Genomic DNA, 17,130 nt, shown 5'->3' on the forward strand with positions numbered 1-17,130 from the left:
CGCCCGAACGCCAATGCCGTCGTCGGCCGGCCCCCGGTCGCGGTCCGCCGTGCGATGTGCCGGGACGGTGAGCACGCCCGATGAGATCCCCAGCTGACCCAATCGGGACAGAAGCGCTGCTTCCTGTTCCAGCGTGACCTCAGTCCGCAGGGCCGTTCCCGAGTCGCTGGCGCCGAAGATCAGCCGGCCGTCCCTGCAGCCTTCTGCGTGGATCGTGCAGGGCGCCAAGTCCGAAAGCACCTTGTCGATCCCCATCCCAGGATCGGAACGCCTGGACCGGGTGCTGCTCACGGCCTCCTGCCGAGCCAGTGACAGGGCGTACTCAGCGTGAGTGAGACACCACCGACCCCCCCTGCAATACCGCTTCGACGGACCACGAAGTGCTCGGCTGGGAAACCCCGGCCGAGCACTTCGCCGGCGATCAGACCTTCGCGGCCGTGCGTGTCTTGATGGTGAGGGCGGCCAGGGCCATCATCAGGGCTCCGAAGAGCGCGGCGCAGGCGTACATGGTGAAGCCGATGTCGGCGTTGCCCGCCTCGATGAGGGCGCCGCCGATCCACGGGCCGAAGATGGCGCCGAAGCGGCCCATGCCGGAGACCCAGCCGAGGGCGGTGGGGCGGTCCTCGTCGTTGTGGTGGGTCCCGACCGTCGCGTAGACCATGGTCTGGCCGGAGAAGAGCAGCAGTCCGGCGAAGAAGACCACCGCGTACAGGACGCCGACCGACATCTGGACGCCCATGAGGTAGACGAAGACGGCGGTCAGAAGGAACCAGGCGATGACGACCTTGCGCGGGCCGATGCGGTCGGCGGTGCGGCCGGCGATGAGCATGCCGCAGATGCCGCCGACGTTCAGGAACGTCGAGAAGAGCAGCGAGTCGCCGGTGTCGTAACCGAGGTCGACCATGATCTTCGGAAGCCACTGGCCGACGCCGTAGACCAGGAGCAGACCCGCGAAGGAGGTCAGCCAGAAGCACAGGGTGGTGGACCACTGGCGGTTGCGGAACAGGTTCTTGAGCGCGTCCAGTTTGTCGCCGCGGTTGGCCTTCGGCTCGGCCAGTTCAGTGCCGTAGGCGGCGGCGAGCAGCTCGGCGTCGGCGCGGCGGCCGCGGGTGAGCAGGTTGGTGGGCGACTCGGGCAGCAGCTTGAAGGCGACCGGGAGCAGGATCAGGGCGGGCAGGGCGGAGGCGATGAAGGCCCAGCGCCAGCCGTGGTCGTCGACCAGCCAGAGGGCCAGCAGCGGGGCCAGGGCGCCGCCGGTCTGGTGGGCGGTCATGATGATGCCGGTGGCGAGGGCGCGGCGGCCGCGCGAGGTGAACTCCATGCCGTACGAGATCGCGATCGGCAGCAGCGCGCCGAGGCCGAAGCCGCACACGAAGCGGAAGAAGCCGAACTGGCCCGAGGACTGGGACCAGCCGGTGCCCAGCGTGGCGAGCGTGAAGATCACGACGCTGGCGAGGACGGTGACGCGACGGCCGATCCAGTTCGAGGCCGTGCCGGACACGATCGTGCCGAGCAGCATGCCGAAGTTGGTGTAACTGCCGATCGTGCCCGCGACGTCCGGGGTGAGGCCGAGGCTGTGGCCGCCGAGCATCTTCGGAAGCACGGAGCCGTAGATGAACGTGTCGATGCCGTCGAGGAGGACGAGTGCCCAGCACAGGGCGATGACGACGGTGCGGCTGCGGCGGGCCGTCGTCCCGGTCGCCTGGGCGAGCGGGGAGGTGGCGGAGGAGGACATCGTTGTTTCCTCTCGTGCGGGACGTCGGGACGGGGCCCTGGTCCCTGGCTGCAAGGGCGGTGGGGCCGGTGCGGCTCGCGCGGCCGGTGGGGAGGACGGACGGAGCATGCCCCCGAGCTGCGGACTCCGTGCGGGAGCCTCGAGCTCGCTGTGGCGTAGACGTTAAGAAGCCATGGCCATCACGTCAACACTTTTGTTAACAATCTAGGCAACGATTCGGCCCCGGGGACGGGTGGTAGCCGTTCCCCGGGGCCGGAAAGGGCGGATCAGGTCAGGGCCGCACGGGCGGCGTGCCGTGCGTGTGGAAGGACTCGATGGTCTTCAGGCCCCACGCCTGCCCCTTCCTGCGCTCCTCCTCGGTCCAGGTGATGAGCGGCCAGTCGGGGGCGAGGACGAGACGGGTGAGCGGGTTGCACAGTTCGATGCGGTTGCCGCCGGGTTCGTAGACGTAGAGGAAGAACGTCTGCTGGATGGCGTGCTTGTGCGGCCCCGTCTCGATGAAGACGCCGGTGTCGATGGCGAGGTCGGCGGCGCACAGGATGTCCTCGCGGGTGTCGGTGGCGAAGGCGATGTGATGCAGTCGGCCCTCGCTGCCGGTCCAGTCGGACGTGTAGACGACGTCGTACGACTTGTCGGTGTACGTCAGCCAGCGTGCCGCGATCTTGCCTGAGTCGAGCCGGATCTGCTCGGTGGGGCGGGCGCCGAGGAGCTGTTCCTGCCACTTGGCGTTGGCGAGGACGTCGGCGGCGAGGAAGTTGATGTGGTCCAGGCGGCGGACGCCGACGCCGCGGTTGGGTTTCGCCTGTGGCTGGTTCTTGAGAGACGGCTTGAGCGCCTGGGGGGCCCGATAGTGCTCGCTCTCCCAGTACAGGGCGTGTTCGTGGCCGTCCGGGTCGGTGGTGACGTAGAGCCGGCCGAGGCCGGGCTCGTCCTCGGTCCACTTGCCCGTGCCGCCCGCCGCCTCGATGGCCTCCACCCGACGTCGGAGCGCCTCCTCGCTGGAGGTGCGCAGGGCGAGGCGGCCGAGGCCGGGCTGATCGCGGGCGGTGAGGACGAGGCTGTGGTGCTCGTAGTCGTCGTAGGTTCGAAGGTAGACGGTGTCGCCGTCCTGCCCGTTGACGGTCAGGCCCAGGAAGTCGGTGAAGAAGGCGACGGAGGCGTCCAGGTCCGGGGTGAACAGCTGGGTGTGGCCGATGTGGGCGATGTCGCCGAGAGGCGGGGTCATGAGTGACCTCCTGTGGGTGGTACGGGGAAGACGGTGCCGTCGAAGATCTTCCGGGCGGTGCGGACGACGGCGGTGCGACGAGCCCTGAGGTCGCCCTCGGGGGCGCGATCGATACTGCTTTCGATGTCTGTGAAACCGCTGGGATGCTCGATGCGCAGCCGATCGCCCTCGCCGGGGAGGGCCGCGATGCCGTGCGCGACGCTTCCCTCGATCCGCAGCCCGGCCGCCACGCTCGCGGCGCCGAGGACGCCGATGGAGGTGTGGACACGGGCCGGGATGAAGGTGCGGGTGGTGACGGCGCCGCCGTGGCGGGGCGGCGAGAGCAGGGTGAGCTTGGGGACGGTGGCTTCGGTGACGTCGCCGAGTCCCATCAGCTGTCCGGCTGCCAGCCGGATTTCGTGGAGCCGGGCGGTCAGTTCCCGGTTGCTCTCCAGATCCTTCGGGTCCTCCTGACCGGTGACCTCGAGTGCCTCGGCCGGGATCAGGACGGCCGGCATGCCGTTGTCGACGCACGTGACCTCGATGCCGGCGACCGTGTCGCGCACGTTCCCCGTGGGCAGCAACTCGCCTCGGCCCGGCGGGAACTCGATGACGACGGCGGCGGCACTCCCGGGGACCCCGGAGATCTCTGTGTCGCCGCTGTAGTCGACGCGGCCGCCCGGGGTGGGGAATGTCGCCGTGGCGTAGTCACCCGAGTTCACCATCCGGATGCGTACGGACGTCTCGCTGCTCCCTGCTCGAACAAGTCCCCGCTCGACGGCGAACGGGCCGACCCCGGCGAGCACGTTGCCGCAGTTCTGGCGGTCCGAGACCTCCGCGCTGTCCACGGCGACCTGGAGGAAGAGGTAGTCGACGTCGGCCTCGGGGTCGGCCGACGGGGACACCACGGCGACCTTGCTGGTGAGCGGGTGGGCGCCGCCGAGGCCGTCGATCTGGCGCGGGTCGGGGCTGCCCATGACCCGCAGCAGCAGCTCGTCGCGGACGCTCTCTTCGGCGGGCAGGTCGTCGGCCAGGAAGTAGGCGCCCTTGGAGGTGCCGCCGCGCATCTGCATGCAGCGGACCTCCGTGGGGCTGGTCACGACTCGGCCTCCTCGTACGAGCGGTAGGTCACCCCGAGCCGCGTGAGGGTCTCCCGCAACCCGTAGCGGTCCAGGCCCAGTTGCCCCTCCAGGAAGGCGGCGCGAGCCCCGGCCTCCTTCTGCTCGCGGGCCTCGGACGCCTCGGCGGTCTCGTGGGCGCGCTCGCGCGGGACGACCACCACGCCGTCGTCGTCGGCGACGATCACGTCACCGGGGTGGATCACCTGGCCGCCGATCACGATCGGTACGTTCACGCTGCCGCCGGTCGCCTTGACCGTGCCCTGCGGGCTGACGGCGGCGGACCAGGCGGGGAAGCCCATCGCGCGCAGTTCGGCGGTGTCGCGGATACCGGTGTTCAGGACGACGCCACGCACTCCGCGATGGGCGAGGGCCGTGGCGAACAACTCGCCGAACAGGCCGTCCTCGCACGGCGAGGTGGTGGTGACGACGAGGATGTCGCCCTCGCCGCACTGCTCGACCGCCGCGTGGATCATGAGGTTGTCGCCGGGCCAGCACAGCACCGTGACGGCGGTGCCCGCGACCCGGACACCTTGCTGGATCGGGCGCAGATGGGTCCCGATAAAGCCGGTGCGGCCCATGGCCTCGCCGACGGTGGCCGTTCCGTAGCCCGCGAGCGCCTCGACGGCCTTCGGCTCGGCCTTGGGCGGGTCGGTGACGATCACGCCGGGCATCAGGCGAGCTCCTTCGCGATCTGCGGGTAGGGCCGCATGTACGCCTCGGCCATGGTCTTGTGGGCGAGGCCCAGGTTGGGTCCGGCGTTACGCTTGAGCTGGACCCCTCGGCGGACGGCGAGGTCGGTGTAGTACTCCCACAGGTGCTGCTGTGCGCCCAGGCACTCCATGGCCTCGCGCTTGACGTCCCAGACCTCGGTGATGTCGAGGAGGACCTCCGGCTTGAAGCCGCTCATCTCGGGCTGGTGCGGTTCGAAGTAGAAGACGGGCGGGGCGCCGATGATCTCGCCCTCGCCCGGGTAGCCGATGGCCTGGGCGAGGACCCGGGCTTCCAGAGCCATGCGGTTGGCAGCGGGGTGGTCGCCGTTGTACGGGTCCTCGACCGGGTGGGTGAGCACGACGTCCGGCTGCGTCTCCCGGTAGACGGCGACGAGCTGGTCGGTCAGCTCGGCGGTGGCGACCAGCGGGTAGTCACCGGCGTCGAAGAAACGGACCTCGGCGCCGAGCGTCGCGGCTGCGCGCTCGGCCTCCTCCCGGCGGATCGCCTTGATCTCGTCGAGCTTCCTCCCCTCCCGCCACGCCTTCGCCGACTCGCCGCGTTCGCCGAAGGTCAGGCACGCGATGGTGACCTTTTCGCCCCGGGAGGCGGCCAGGGCGATGGCGCCGCCGGCCCGCCACACGAAGTCTCCGGCGTGCGCGGTGACGACGAGGGTCGATCGGGGCGGGGCGGCGGCGGGTGCGCCGTTGCCGTGGGTCATGCTGTATCTCCTTGGTGACAGTGCCGCACCCGCCCCGGGAGCGCGTGTCAGTCGGCGCGCAGGGCGTCGATCACGCTGCTGAGATGGGCGCGCACGGCCGTCTCGGCCGCTTGCGGATCCCTGGACCTGATCGCTTCGATCAGGGCCAGGTGCTCACTCAGGGACTGCTGCGGACGGCCCGGCCGCAGCGCCAGCTGGAAGCGGTGGCGCACCAGCTGGGCGTTGAGCCGCTCCAGGAGACCGACGGCCGTGTGCTGGCCGGAGGCGTCCCGGATCAAGCCGTGGAGGTCGTGGTTGAGCTCGGAGTAGGTGACCGGATCGCCGTCGGCGACCGCCTTGGACATGGCCTTGCCCAGGTCGTTCAGCTCATCGAGCTGCGCGTCGGTGGCCGCGGTCGCCGCTTTGGCCGCGCACAGCCCCTCGAGCGCCATCCGGCACTCCGTGATCTCCACGGCCTCCTCGACCGTCACTACGCGCACCCGCGAACCGCGGTTACGGATCCGCTCGACCAGCCCCTCGGAGGTCAGGTCGAGCAGTGCGGCACGCATGCTGGCACGCGTGACGCCGTAGCTCTCGGCGAGTTCGTTCTCCACCAGCCGCTGGGCCGGCGCCATCTCGCCCTGCAGGATCGCCTTCCTGAGTCGCTCCAGCGCGTACTGCTTGGCCTGCTCTCCGGAGCCTGGACGGGCTTCCTTCGGCATCTGCCCTCCCTGAGTGAGTGCCTGTCGACGCTAAATCTAGGGCAACAGAATTGTCAACGATTCTGTTCTCATTCTTGAGAGCGGGGCGCGTCGCGGCGGATGCGGCAGGCGGCGCCAATGGCTCTCGTCAGGTAGTCGGCGAAGGGGGGCGGAGTGGCCGTTGTGACGGTGTCGGTGGCTAGCTCTTGGCTCAGCCGTGAGCCGCGCTGCCCGGTTGCCGGCATGGGCCTGCCCGCACAATCGCCGAGGGGGGCGGTGTCGTGAAGCCGAGGTGCTCGTACAGCGCGATGACGCCGGTGTTCGTCTCGGCGACATGCAGGAAAGGACGGTCGCCGCGCGCCAGGATGCGTGCGGCGAGCGCACGTGCCAAGCGGGTGGCGTGGCCTCGGCCCCGTGCCTCGGGGGCGGTGCAGACGGCGCTGATCTCCGTCCATCCCGGGGGCCGCAGGCGCTCCCCGGCCATCGCCACGAGGGCGCCGTCGACCCTGACACCCAGGTAGGTGCCGAGTTCGTGGGTGCGGGACCAGAAGGGCCCCGGCTCGGTCCGGGCGACAAGGTCGAGCATCTCGGGTACGTCGACCTTGCCCAGTACGACCGTGTCGCTGTCGGGCTCGGCGCCGCGCCGGTCGGGAAGGGGACCGCCGGACCAGATCAACTGACGGCCCGCCAGGCTGAAGACGGGCTCCCAGCCCGGCGGCGGTGTGGACGGGGACGTGCTGCGTGAGCACACACGGTCGTCAACAGCGCCGAGCGCAGTCACCTTGCTGATCACCATGGGAGACTTTGCGGAGTCAGCCCCGTCGAGTACTCCTCCGGCCGACGGCGCACGCGCCGGCTCAACTACGGCGGCGACCGGCAGGCCAACGCCGCCCTGCACCGCACCGGTTTCCCGCGCCCCCGCGTTATAGGGGCGTCCGCGAGACGTGAGAGGGTCTGACGCGTGAGTGAGACACCACCGACCCCCCTGCAATACCGCTTCGACGGACCAGAAGACGCTCCGGTCCTCATCCTGGGTCCCTCACTGGGCACCACCTGGCACATGTGGGACCGGCAGGTCCCCGAGCTGACCCAGCAGTGGCGTGTCTTCCGTTTCGACCTCCCCGGGCACGGCGGCGCCCCGGCCCACCCGGCCGGCTCCGTCACCGACCTCGCCCAGCGCCTGCTCGCCACCCTCGACGGACTCGGCGTGCAGCGCTTCGGGTACGCCGGGTGCGCGCTCGGCGGCGCGGTCGGCATCGAACTGGCGCTGCGCCACCCCGAGCGCGTCGCGTCGCTCGCCCTGATCGCCGCCTCCCCGCGTTTCGGCACCGCCGACGAGTTCCGGCAGCGGGGCGTGATCGTGCGGTCGAACGGCCTCGACCCGATCGCCCGCACCTCGCCCGACCGCTGGTTCACCTCCGGATTCGCGGCCGCGCAGCCCGCCATCACCGAGTGGGCCGTCCAGATGGTGCGCACCACCGACCCGGGCTGCTACATCGCCGCCTGCGAGGCCCTCGCCTCCTTCGACGTACGGCCGCAGCTCGCCGGCGTCACCGTGCCCACCCTCGTCCTCGTCGGCTCCGACGACCAGGTCACCGGGCCCGCCGAGGCCCGCACCCTGGTCGCCGGGATACCCGACGCCCGGCTCGCGGTCGTCCCCGGCGCCTCCCACCTCGTGCCCGTCGAGCAGCCCGCCGCCGTCACCGACCTGCTGGTGCGGCACTTCTCCACCGCGTGGCAGCCCGCCTACGACACCACCGGGCAGCTCGCCGTGGTCGCCGCGCCCGTCCGCCCGGCCCCGGTCGCCGCGCCCGTGCAGCCCGCGCCCATCGCCGAGATCGCCCCGGCCGCCGCCGCCCCGCCGCAGACGGCGGGCCGTCCGGACCCGTACGACGCCGGGATCAAGGTCCGCCGTGAGGTCCTCGGCGACGCGCACGTCGACCAGACCCTCGCGCAGGCCGACGAGTTCTCCGGCGACTTTCAGCAGCTGCTCACCCGGTACGCCTGGGGGGAGGTCTGGGACCGGCCCGGCCTCGACCGGCGCACCCGCAGCTGCGTCACCCTCACCGCGCTCGTCGCGGGCGGGCACCTGGACGAGCTGGCCGCCCACACGCGGGCCGCCCTGCGCAACGGCCTCACCCCCGGCGAGATCAAGGAGGTGCTGCTCCAGGCCGCCGTCTACTGCGGTGTCCCGGCGGCGAACAGCGCGTTCAAGGTCGCCCAGCAGGTCATCCGTGAGGAGACCACGCCGGAGGGGTGAACGTCCGCCGCCCGCGCGCGTCAGGATGGACCCATGAAGCTCACGAAGAAGTCGCACGCGTGCGTGCGGCTGGAGAAGTCCGGCCGGACGCTCGTCATCGACCCCGGCGGGTTCACGGAGTGGGACGCCACGGCCGGCGCCGAGGCGATCCTCGTCACCCACGAGCACCCCGACCACTTCGACGAGGGACGTCTGCGCGCGGCCCTGGAGGCCGACCCGGCGACCGAGATCTGGACGCTGAGGTCCGTCGCGGAGCAGCTCTCGGCGGCCTTTCCCGGCCGCGTGCACACCGTCGGCCACGGCGACACGTTCACCGCCGCCGGCTTCGACGTCGAGGTGCACGGCGAGCTGCACGCCGTCATCCACCCGGACATCCAGCGCATCACCAACGTCGGCTACCTCGTGGACGCCGGCAGGGTCTTCCACCCGGGCGACGCCCTGACCGTGCCCGCCCGGCGCGTGGAGACGCTGATGCTCCCGGTCATGGCCCCGTGGAACAAGATCTCCGAGGTCATCGACTACGTCCGCGAGCTGAAGCCGCAGCGCGCGTACGACATCCACGACGCCCTTCTCACCGACCTGGCCCGCCCGATCTACGACCGCCAGATCGGTGCTCTCGGCGGCACCGACCACCTGCGGCTCGGCCCCGGGGACTCGGCCGAGGTGTGAGGGGGCCGCACCCCGGGCGGGACCGCGTTGTCGGACCCGCCCGGTAGGTTGTGAGGCATGCGTATCGCGACCTGGAACGTGAACTCGATCACCGCCCGCCTGCCCAGGCTCCTCGCCTGGCTGGAGAGCAGCGGCACCGACGTGCTGTGCCTGCAGGAGGCCAAGGTCGCCGAGGAGCAGTTCCCCTTCGACGCGCTGCGCGACCTCGGCTACGAGGCGACGGTCCACGCCACCGGCCGGTGGAACGGGGTGGCGGTGCTCTCCCGCGTCGGCATCGAGGACGTCGTCAAGGGCCTGCCCGGCGACCCCGGCTACGACGGCTCCGTGGAGCCGCGCGCGATCTCCGCGACCTGCGGCCCGGTCCGCGTCTGGTCGGTCTACGTGCCGAACGGCCGCGAGGTGGGCCATCCCCACTACGCGTACAAGCTCCAGTGGTTCGAGGCCCTCAAGGCGGCCGTCGCCGGGGACGCGGCCGGCAGCCGCCCGTTCGCGGTGATGGGCGACTACAACGTGGCGCCGACGGACGACGACGTCTTCGACCGGGCCGCGTTCGAGGGCTCCACGCACGTCACCCCGGCCGAGCGCGCCGCGCTCGCCTCCCTGCGCGAGACGGGCCTGACGGACGTGGTCCCGCGCCCCCTGAAGTACGACCAGCCTTTCACGTACTGGGACTACCGCCAGCTCGGCTTCCCGAAGAACCGCGGCATGCGCATCGACCTCGTGTACGGCAACGAGGCGTTCGCGAAGGCCGTCGGCGACTCCTACGTGGACCGTGAGGAGCGCAAGGGCAAGGGCGCCTCCGACCACGCCCCCGTCGTGGTCGACCTGGACGTCTAGGAAGCCCCTGCGGGCCTCACGGCACCAGTGAGCGCAGGTCCACCGACCCGGCCAGCGCGGCGAGCCCCGCGTCGCCGGGGTGCAGATGGTCGCCGCTGTCGTAGGCCGGCAGCATCCGTGCGGGATGCGCCGGGTCGCGCACCACGGCGTCGAAGTCGAGCACCCCGTCGAAGACGCCCGCCCCGCGGATCCAGGCGTTGATCCTGGCCCGCTCGACGTCGACGGCCGGGGTGCAGCGCGCCTCGCCCTCGCAGGGCAGGATCGTCGCCGCCAGCATCCGCAGCCCGTGCGCGTGCCCGCGTTCGGCGAGCGTCCGCAGCCCGGCGACGACCTGCTCGGCCGTGGCCTGCCAGCGCACGTCGTTGATCCCCTCGAACACCACCGCCGTCCGCACCGACGTCTGCGCCAGGACGTCCCGGTCGAAGCGGTGCAGCGCGCTCACCCCGGAGGTGTCGGTGGAGACGCCGTCACCGGGGTACCGGTCGGAGACCACGCGGTTGCCGGAGATCCCCTCGTTGAGCACGCCGTAGCGCGGCACGTCGCTCTGGCCGCGCAGCCGGTCCGCGAGCACGTCCGGCCACCGCCGGTCGGCGTCCGGCGTCGAGCGGTCGCCGTCGGTGATGGAGTCGCCGAGGAGCACCACGGAACCGGGACCGCCGGACACGTCGACCCCGGTCAGCAGCGGCCAGCTGGTCAGGACGGTCGGAAAGGCCGCCGCCGAGACGTCCCCCGTGTGGTCACCCGGCTCGCTCACATACGACCGCTGCTGCGCGAGCCGGTGCACGGGCGCCGCCGGCACGGTCCCGGGGAGATGGAAGCTCACCAGCAGATGCGCGTCCTCCGGCACCCGGAAGCCCAGCGGATCGCTGTACGCCTGGGCGCCCGCCGGGATCCGCACGCCCCGCGCCCCGCCGAAGGAGACGCGCGCCGGCGTGCCCGCCGCCTCCGCGCCCGCACCCTGCACGGACACGGTCGCGCTCCCGATCCGCACCGGCCCCGCCGCGAACGTGTTGTCGAACCGCAGCCGCACCCGTGGCCCGCCCACCGAGGTGTGCACCACGAGCCGCAGCGTCCGGTCCGTCCAGGGGCCGACAGCCGGATGGCCCCCGGCGGCGGTCGCCCAGCTGCCGGTCCAGCCGGTCGCGGGGGCGCGCACGGCGAGCGCGAACACATGCATCGCGGGCGCCTGCGGCAGCCGTACCGAGGCGACCTCGCGCCCGGCCGCGAGGGGCACCGTCACGACGTACAGCCGGGGCTGTTGGGCGAGCGGGCCGCCGGGTGTGTTGAGGCGCGTCAGGGCGACCGCCTTCGTGGCGAGCGGGCCGGTGCGCCAGTCGGGGGCGGTGAGGGCGTACGCGGACCGGGTGCCGTCGGCGTAGGTGACGGCACCGGCGCCGGTCACGTCGGTGCCGCCCGTGCCGGCCACCAGGAAGGCGAGGGCGTCGCCATGGCCCCGCAGCCGCACCTCCTGCCCGGCGGCCCGTACGTTGTCCGGGGCGCCGCCCCGGCCGGGCCAGGTCAGCTCGGCACCCTGAACGGTGAGCGCGCGGCCCGGTGTCCAGCCGGCGGCGGCGAGGGCCTGCGCGGACAGCGAGGCGCCCGAGCCGTCGAAGTCGGCCTCGGCGGGCCGGGTGTCGTCGCTGACGGCCGTGTTGTCGAAGAGCCGTTCCAGCGGTTGGGGGCCGGGTCCGCGGGCGGTGGCCGCGTGCGCCGGGATGCCGGGCACCAGCATGGTGAAGAGGGCCAGGACGACGGCGGAACTCCACCTGCGTCGGCGCACCTTCGACTCCTCCCGGTCACGACCGCACATGACTTCGGACGCGTGGTTCCGCTGAGACGCGTGACGCACCGAGAACGTAGGGAGGCAGCGGTGACCCGTCAACGCGCCATGCGCGAACTCGGCGTGAACTCGACCCGAATCGGCGGTCCGCGCGCCTGTGGTGCGTTCGGCCGTGCGAATGACACGCTGGAGGTATGAAGATCCCTTTTCTGGGCGGCCGGCCGGAGAAACGCGGAGCCGTCGACCCCGAGGGCATCGCCGAACTCCTCGCCGAGTGCGAGCTGTTGAGGTCCCTCGCCTCCCGCGCGGGAGTGCGACTGGACGACAGTGCCGAGTCGTTGGAGGCGCTCGACCAGTTGCTGCCGCGCTGGCGGGACGACGCGGAGATCCTGCCGTGGCTCGGCAACGACGCGGGGCTCTACCTGGGCACGGTCCTCGTGCGCACGGTGCGGGGGGCCGCCTGGATGATCCGGCCCGACGGCCAGCCGGTCGTACGGCTCGCCTCTGGACGGGAGTTCGACGTCGTGGCCGCCGGGCACGAGTGGGCGGGCAACGGGGTTCCCGAACTGTCGCAGTGGTACGGGGAGGCGGCCGAGACGTAAGGCTTTGACCTGCGCTTCCGGATAAGAGCGGCGTAAATACGGCTTATGCCCGAAAAGTGCGTGTCGTGCGTCGAGTCCCCTCCGGCCTGGATAGTTTGCGGCCACCGCATCACAGCTGAAGAGGACTGGGGCTGGGCATGACCGGCGATCCGATGGCCGAACCGCGTGACGTCGACACATACGAAGGCGAGCCGCCCGTACGGGAGGGCGGCGCGGGCGTGGTCAAGGGGGTTTTCCCTCACCGCGATCCACGCCCGCCGCGACCTCGACTACGATGATTCGTCCGTCCCCAGGGCCATGGAGGTGGCCCCGGCCGCGACCAGGGACGCTGCTGCCGGGTGGGGAACCCCCCACGGCCCCGGGACCACGGGGCGGCAGGGGGCAGCAGTCACAGAGCCATACCCGCCCGGCGCCGGCCGGAGATCACTGCTCGCGCAGGGGGATCGACACGTACGACGGGTCGTCCGCCGGTGAGGAGAAGGTCAGCCGCGCGCCGGACGGGTTGTGCTCGATGTAGAGCGGGTCGACCGTGTCGACGACCAGGGCGAGGCGGTGCCCGGCCGGGACGTCCCAGGCCGTGGAGTACAGCTCCAGGTCCAGACCGAACGGCTGCCCGGGCGTGCGCCCGTGGAAGGTGTACGGCGCGTTGCTGACCAGCTTGCCGAGGCCGAGCGGGCCCACGTCGTACAGATAGGCGACGAGGGTGCCGCTCTCCTCGGTCGGGGTGACGGTGGTGTGCAGCTTCGCCGTCCCCCGGATGTGCTGTGCCGTCGGGTACTTGGCGGACTGCCAGACGGCCGCCCAGCGCCGAGGGAGGAGCGGGATCGAGGCCATCGGGGGCAGATGGGCCACCTGGTCGAGGATGCTGGAGAGGAACACGACGCCGCCGTCCGCGCCGGAGTCGACGTTGGTCCGGATGGTGGTCGAGCCGCCGAGGGAGATCTTGCGTTCGGTGGCGGCGACGGACTTCCAGTCCGGGTATCCCTCGTAGCCGCCGGTGGAACGGGGCTTGAGCTGGACGGGTGGTTCGCGGTCGATGCCGTTGTCCTCGCCCCGCAGATGCCGGTCGAACCAGCGCTCGGTGTCCTTCCAGACGTCGTTGGGCACCCCGAGCAGGCCCGTGATCTCCGGGGTGGCGTGGTCGCCGGGGCGCATCTCCAGGCGCTTGGGGCCCGTCAGCTTCTCGTAGAAGTCCGCGTACTGGTTGGGCGGGAAGATGGTGTCGCCCCAGGCGTTGGCCAGCATGACCGCGGTGCCGCTGTCGTTCAGCTGGTCCACATAGGTCGCGGCCGAACGTTTCTTCCCCCAGTCGATCAGGTCCTGTTCCCGGGACAGGTCGGAGGTGTAGAAGTCGTGGAAGATTCCCTTGAGTTCCGCGCTCTCGCGTCCGGTGACGCGGCCCGCGCCGTCCAGCAGGGCGCCCGCCTGCACATGCTGGGTGCGGCCGGAGTAGATCGAGCCGATCAGGTCGGCCCAGCCGCTGAGGGCGGCGACCGCCCGGACCCGCTTGTCGTGCGCGGCGGCGAGCAGGCTGATCCCGGCCCCGTACGACACGCCCGCCATGCCGATGTGCCGCGGGTCGGCCGGGGTGTTGGCCAGGGCCCAGTCGATGACCTTGGAAGCGTCGGCTATGTCCGGTGGCCCGGCGACTTCTATCTCACCGCCCGACTGCCAGAAGCCGCGGACGTTGTAACTGACCACGATGTAGCCCGAGTCGGCGAGCTTCTGCGCCTGCGCGAAGTACTGGACCTGGGGCAGGCCCCAGCTCGTGGGCAGGACGAGCAGCGGGTGGCGGCTCCCGGCGGAGGCGCCGGACGGCGTGACGACGTTGGCCTTCAGCGTGATGCCGCCGTCGCCGGTGATGTCCACGAACCGGACGCCGTTCGGGGCCGCCTGGGCCGCCGGGGCGGACCCGAGGGCGCCACCGGCGACGAGGGTCGCGGCGACGATGCCCACGGCGGTCGTGCGCGGGGCAGGGCGTTGGATTCCCACGGGTCACTCCTCACTGGTTGCGTGCAAAGTGACCCGACGGTAACCGCGGCCGTTTACCGTAAGTAACCCGTCGGTAAGTTACGTGCCAGTAACGATTAATGGAATGTGATGTACCTCAAGAGGCGCGGTGGCTATTGCGCGCAGGCGCGGGGGTGGGCAACGCCGTCTGTGCCGCCCGCGTGACGTCGGCGACCAGCTCGACCACGTCCGGCCCGTACGCCTGGGAGTTGACTATCTTCAGCAGCAGCACGAACGAGCCGTTGCCGTGCTTGCGCGACAGTCGCTCGTGGTTGCGGGCGAGATAACGGGTGGCCGCCTGATTGGTGATGGCGGTCTGACCGCAGAACAGGAAGACGGGGCGCGGCCCCTGGCTCTGGCCGACGGTGATCCGGGCGAGCAGCGCGTACTCCTCCTTGCCGGGTTCCACCTGGTAGCGCTCCGAGCCGATCTGGAACGACCCCCGCTCCGGGCCCGGTTCGGCGTCCGTGTTCACCCGCACCCCCGGCAGCAGCGAGGTGAGATGCGCGGCCATACGGCGGTTGGAGGCCGGCCCTCCCACGCAGAACTCGGTGCGCTCGCCGAAGCCCTGCCGCGCCGCGTCGTGCGGGATGATCTGCGCGTGGGCATGGCAGTCCTTGATCAGGGCCGCGAGTTCGAGCAGGGCGAACACGTCGTAGCGCATCACCGTCAGCTCGGGGCCGCCCGCCCCGCGGTTGACCACGAGCAGCGATTCCGCGTTCTCGGGCAGGCCGAAGAACGCCTGCTTGCGGCGGAGTCTCCGCCTCCACAGATAGGTGCGGGCCAGCCAGCCGAGCGCGGCGCTGATACCGGCCGCGACCACGCCCAGGACGATGTTGCGCACGTCGTCATTCATGGGCGCGCATGGTAGCGGGCCGACACCGTTGGTACGTACCGGTGTTCGACACATGGCGTTCGCGTGACAGTCCTACGAGGGGGTCTGTCGGGACCCCGGGGATGCGGTTACGCTGCGCGGACAGCCCTGACTGGAGGTGCGGATGCGTCGCCGTGTCGCGCGGAAACTGTCGGTCCTGGCGGTCTCGGCCGCCGTGGTCTCGGTGGGGGCGGCGGCGCCGCCCGGCACCGGGGGCGCACGGCCCGTGGAGAAGGTGCCGGTGGCCGCCGGCTACGGCGGAGCGGTGGCCAGCGTCGACGCCGACGCCACCGCCGCCGGCATCGAGATCCTGCGCAAGGGCGGCAACGCGGTCGACGCCGCCGTCGCCACCGCCGCCGCGCTCGGCGTCACCGAGCCCTACTCGGCCGGTGTCGGCGGAGGCGGCTACTTCGTCTACTACGACGCCACGTCCCGTTCGGTGCGCACCCTCGACGGCCGGGAGACCGCGCCGCTCAGCGCCGACTCCGGACTGTTCCTGGAGAACGGCTCCGCGATCCCCTTCGCCGACGCCGTCACCAGCGGGCTGAGCGTCGGCACCCCCGGCACGGCCGCCACCTGGCAGAAGGCCCTGGACGCCTGGGGCAGCAAGCGCCTCGGCACGGTCCTGAAGCCGGCCGAACGGCTGGCCCGCGACGGCTTCACCGTCGACGAGACGTTCCGGTCGCAGACCGCCTCCAACGAGACGCGGTTCCGCTACTTCCCGGACACCGCCAAGCTGTTCCTGCCGAACGGCCGCCTGCCCGTCGTGGGTTCCACCTTCAAGAACCCCGACCTCGCCCGCACCTACGCCGAGCTGGCCCGCAAGGGCGTGGGCGAGCTGTACCGCGGCGACCTCGCGCGGGACATCGTACGGACGGTCAACACGCCGCCCGTCGACCCCGGTTCGGGCTGGAAGGCGCGGCCAGGCGACCTCACAGCGAAGGACCTCGCGACCTACCGCGTCCGGGCGCAGGCGCCGACGAAGACCACCTACCGCGGTCTCGGCGTCTACTCCATGGCGCCGTCCTCCTCCGGCGGCACGACCGTCGGGGAGGCCCTCAACATCCTGGAGCGGACCGACCTCTCCCGCGCGAGCGACGTCCGCTATCTGCACCGGTACATCGAGGCCAGCCGGATCGCCTTCGCGGACCGCGGCCGCTGGGTCGGCGACCCCGCCTTCGAGGACGTACCGACGAAGGAGCTGCTGTCGCAGCGGTACGCCGACTCACGGGCCTGCCTCATCAAGGACGACGCGGTGCTCACCAGCCCCGTCGCGCCCGGCGACCCCCGCCACCCCGCCGCCTGCGACGCGCGCGGCACGGCCGCCCCCACCACCTACGAGGGCGACAGCACCACCCACCTCACGGTGGCCGACAAGTGGGGCAACGTCGTGTCCTACACGCTCACCATCGAGCAGACCGGCGGCAGCGGCATCACGGTGCCCCGCCGCGGCTTCCTGCTGAACAACGAGCTGACCGACTTCTCCTTCGCCCCGGCGAGCCCCGCCGTCCACGACCCGAACCTGCCGGGCCCGGGCAAGCGTCCGCGCTCCTCGATGTCCCCGACGATCGTCCTGGACGGGCACGGCAAGCCCGTCGTGGCGCTCGGATCGCCCGGCGGAGCCACCATCATCACCACCGTGCTGCAGACGCTCACCGGCTTCCTCGACCGGGGGCTGCCGCTCGTCGACGCGATCGCCGCGCCCCGCGCCAGCCAGCGCAACGCGGCCACCACCGAACTGGAACCGGGCCTGTACGACAGCCCGTCGCGTGCCCGCCTGGAGGCCATCGGGCATGCCTTCCGGCTCAACCCGGAGATCGGCGCGGCCACCGGTGTGCAGCGGCTGCCGGACGGCCGGTGGCTGGCCGCCGCCGAGAAGGTCCGGCGCGGCGGCGGCTCCGCGATGGTGGTGCGCCCGGCGCGCTGACG

Annotated in this window: 15 protein-coding genes and 1 pseudogene; 6 read left to right on the forward strand and 10 right to left on the reverse strand. The window is 71.7% G+C overall.

The window, feature by feature from the left end; genetic code table 11:
* Positions 1–421: 421 nt before the first annotated feature.
* From ACFV46_RS16585 to ACFV46_RS16615, 7 genes are all read right to left on the reverse strand, one after another.
* Positions 422–1,735: an MFS transporter gene (locus ACFV46_RS16585; RefSeq protein WP_385498671.1), complete on the reverse strand. Its 1,314-nt coding sequence runs from the start codon at positions 1,733–1,735 to the stop codon at positions 422–424.
* A gap of 271 nt (positions 1,736–2,006) precedes the next feature.
* Positions 2,007–2,960, reverse strand: coding sequence for a catechol 2,3-dioxygenase (locus tag ACFV46_RS16590; RefSeq protein WP_385498672.1), 954 nt, complete (start codon positions 2,958–2,960; stop codon positions 2,007–2,009).
* Positions 2,957–4,039 carry a 4-oxalomesaconate tautomerase gene (locus ACFV46_RS16595; protein ID WP_385498673.1) on the reverse strand — a complete coding sequence of 361 codons (1,083 nt, stop codon included), beginning with the start codon at positions 4,037–4,039 and terminating at the stop codon, positions 2,957–2,959. The genes ACFV46_RS16590 and ACFV46_RS16595 overlap by 4 nt, the downstream gene beginning before the upstream one ends.
* Entirely contained in the window at positions 4,036–4,731 is a 696-nt protein-coding gene (locus ACFV46_RS16600; protein ID WP_385498674.1) for a 4-carboxy-4-hydroxy-2-oxoadipate aldolase/oxaloacetate decarboxylase, read from the reverse strand. Before ACFV46_RS16600 ends, ACFV46_RS16595 begins: the two co-directional genes overlap by 4 nt.
* Positions 4,731–5,489: a PIG-L deacetylase family protein gene (locus ACFV46_RS16605; RefSeq protein ID WP_385498676.1), complete on the reverse strand. Its 759-nt coding sequence runs from the start codon at positions 5,487–5,489 to the stop codon at positions 4,731–4,733. The genes ACFV46_RS16600 and ACFV46_RS16605 overlap by 1 nt, the downstream gene beginning before the upstream one ends.
* Before the next feature lie 47 nt (positions 5,490–5,536).
* Positions 5,537–6,190 carry a GntR family transcriptional regulator gene (locus ACFV46_RS16610; RefSeq protein ID WP_361927830.1) on the reverse strand — a complete coding sequence of 218 codons (654 nt, stop codon included), beginning with the start codon at positions 6,188–6,190 and terminating at the stop codon, positions 5,537–5,539.
* 190 nt (positions 6,191–6,380) lie between these two features.
* Entirely contained in the window at positions 6,381–7,049 is a 669-nt protein-coding gene (locus ACFV46_RS16615; RefSeq protein WP_385498772.1) for a GNAT family N-acetyltransferase, read from the reverse strand.
* Between ACFV46_RS16615 and ACFV46_RS16620 the strand changes: the two are divergent.
* From ACFV46_RS16620 to ACFV46_RS16635, 4 genes and pseudogenes are all read left to right on the forward strand, one after another.
* Positions 7,002–7,127 (forward strand): annotated as a pseudogene (locus ACFV46_RS16620) (hypothetical protein); the annotation flags it as partial. The gene ACFV46_RS16615 and the pseudogene ACFV46_RS16620 overlap by 48 nt on opposite strands.
* Positions 7,128–7,130: 3 nt before the next feature.
* A complete protein-coding gene (pcaC, locus tag ACFV46_RS16625) occupies positions 7,131–8,429 on the forward strand; it encodes a 4-carboxymuconolactone decarboxylase (protein ID WP_361927835.1) in 1,299 nt (432 codons plus the stop codon).
* A gap of 33 nt (positions 8,430–8,462) precedes the next feature.
* A complete protein-coding gene (locus ACFV46_RS16630; RefSeq protein ID WP_385498677.1) occupies positions 8,463–9,098 on the forward strand; it encodes an MBL fold metallo-hydrolase in 636 nt (211 codons plus the stop codon).
* A gap of 57 nt (positions 9,099–9,155) precedes the next feature.
* The gene (locus tag ACFV46_RS16635) at positions 9,156–9,935 is read left to right on the forward strand and encodes an exodeoxyribonuclease III (protein WP_385498678.1); all 780 of its coding nucleotides are present in this window, start codon (positions 9,156–9,158) and stop codon (positions 9,933–9,935) included.
* A 16-nt stretch (positions 9,936–9,951) separates the two neighbouring features.
* Here the strand turns inward: ACFV46_RS16635 and ACFV46_RS16640 are convergent, their stop codons facing one another.
* Positions 9,952–11,745, reverse strand: coding sequence for an SGNH/GDSL hydrolase family protein (locus tag ACFV46_RS16640; RefSeq protein WP_385498679.1), 1,794 nt, complete (start codon positions 11,743–11,745; stop codon positions 9,952–9,954).
* 164 nt (positions 11,746–11,909) lie between these two features.
* Here ACFV46_RS16640 and ACFV46_RS16645 point away from each other — a divergent pair, with 164 nt between their 5' ends.
* A complete protein-coding gene (locus ACFV46_RS16645; protein ID WP_361927845.1) occupies positions 11,910–12,317 on the forward strand; it encodes a DUF6278 family protein in 408 nt (135 codons plus the stop codon).
* 423 nt (positions 12,318–12,740) lie between these two features.
* On the opposite strand, the gene ACFV46_RS16650 is transcribed toward ACFV46_RS16645, so the two are convergent.
* Both ACFV46_RS16650 and ACFV46_RS16655 read right to left on the reverse strand, forming a co-directional pair.
* Positions 12,741–14,309, reverse strand: a complete 1,569-nt coding sequence (locus ACFV46_RS16650) for a CocE/NonD family hydrolase (protein ID WP_385498681.1) — start codon at positions 14,307–14,309, stop codon at positions 12,741–12,743.
* A gap of 115 nt (positions 14,310–14,424) precedes the next feature.
* On the reverse strand, positions 14,425–15,183 hold the full coding sequence (locus tag ACFV46_RS16655; RefSeq protein WP_385498682.1) for a hypothetical protein: 759 nt from the start codon (positions 15,181–15,183) through the stop codon (positions 14,425–14,427).
* A 142-nt stretch (positions 15,184–15,325) separates the two neighbouring features.
* On the opposite strand from ACFV46_RS16655, the gene ggt reads away from it, so the two are divergent.
* On the forward strand, positions 15,326–17,128 hold the full coding sequence (gene ggt / locus ACFV46_RS16660) for a gamma-glutamyltransferase (RefSeq protein WP_385498684.1): 1,803 nt from the start codon (positions 15,326–15,328) through the stop codon (positions 17,126–17,128).
* Positions 17,129–17,130: the final 2 nt, after the last annotated feature.

The organism is Streptomyces sp. NPDC059852, assembly GCF_042731455.1.
In the GTDB taxonomy this organism is placed as follows: Bacteria; Actinomycetota; Actinomycetes; order Streptomycetales; family Streptomycetaceae; genus Streptomyces.